At 57.4% G+C, this 1,052-nt stretch carries 1 protein-coding gene; it reads right to left on the bottom strand.

Annotated features, from left to right (window positions below):
• Positions 1-104: 104 nt before the first annotated feature.
• On the bottom strand, positions 105-1,052 hold a 948-nt coding region (locus C5S62_RS03405; protein ID WP_133159480.1), incomplete at its 5' end, for a glycoside hydrolase family 92 protein.

The raw sequence follows: 1,052 nt of genomic DNA, 5'->3' as shown, positions 1-1,052 counted from the left end.
CCGGAAAGTTGAAACACTTCAAATGTTTGACTTTCAGTTTGCTTAAACAATGTTTTTTAAAAGCCTCCCCTATATGCCGTAATGATATTCCGGCCGGCATCCTCTCACAGCACTTCCACTTCGAGCACACCGCCTTCCATCAGCTTCCGGTGAGCAATGAAAGGGCGGCGCAAGCGTTTGCCGTTAAAGCGGATGCGCGGCGCATGACGGGAGGTTTCGGGGCATGGTATGGCACGGACTACGAGCCGTTTCCCCAGCGGCAAAAGCACAGTCGCTTCGGAAAACAGCGGCCTTCCGACAGTCCATTCCGCCTTGCCGGGACACACTTGGTAAAGCCCCAGAGCAGAAAGGACATACCATGCCGACATCTGCCCGCAATCCTCGTTACCGGCCAAACCGTTGGGAGCGTTCGCATAAAGCGTTTGCAGGATCGTGTTCACAATCATCTGCGTACGGTCGTGCCGGCCGGCGTAGTTGTAAAGGTAAGGAATGTGATGGCCTGGTTCGTTGCCGTGTGCATACTGCCCGATAAGCCCTGTGATGTCGGCCGAAACAACGTTGCCCCTCAACTCGGAGGGCGCAGTGAAGAGGCTGTCAAGCCGCGCGGCAAAGGTACGGCGTCCGCCCATGAGGCGCATCAGGCCGGCTACATCGTGAGGCACAAACCAACTCCACTGCCACGCTGTTCCCTCACAGTAATCATCGGAGCGGTGTTCAGAGCGGAAAGGATCAAAAGGAGTCCGCCAACGGTTCCGGCTGTCGCGTCCGCGCATAAAGCCCGTCCGGGTATCGAAATAATGGCGGTAAGCCTTGGCCATCCGGTCATATTTTCTCCTTGTGCGGCGGTCGCCGGCCCTTTCGGCCAGACGGGCCGTGCACCAGTCGTCATAGGCATATTCCAAAGCCCGGGCCACACTCTCGTTGTGGCGGTCGCAAGGAATGTAGCCTAAAGCGTTCTTGTCGCGCCGTGCCGCCGGCAGCAAGTCGTGTATTTTATATTTCGGAATGCACGGCGCCAACCCTGACGTGTCCGCCACCGCAGCCTTCAGGCA

Origin of the sequence: Prevotella sp. MGM2, assembly GCF_002933955.1 — a bacterium.
Lineage (GTDB): Bacteria > Bacteroidota > Bacteroidia > Bacteroidales > Bacteroidaceae > Alloprevotella.
The sequence above is the reverse complement of the archived record's forward strand: the minus strand, read 5'-3'. Positions and strand labels throughout refer to the sequence as shown.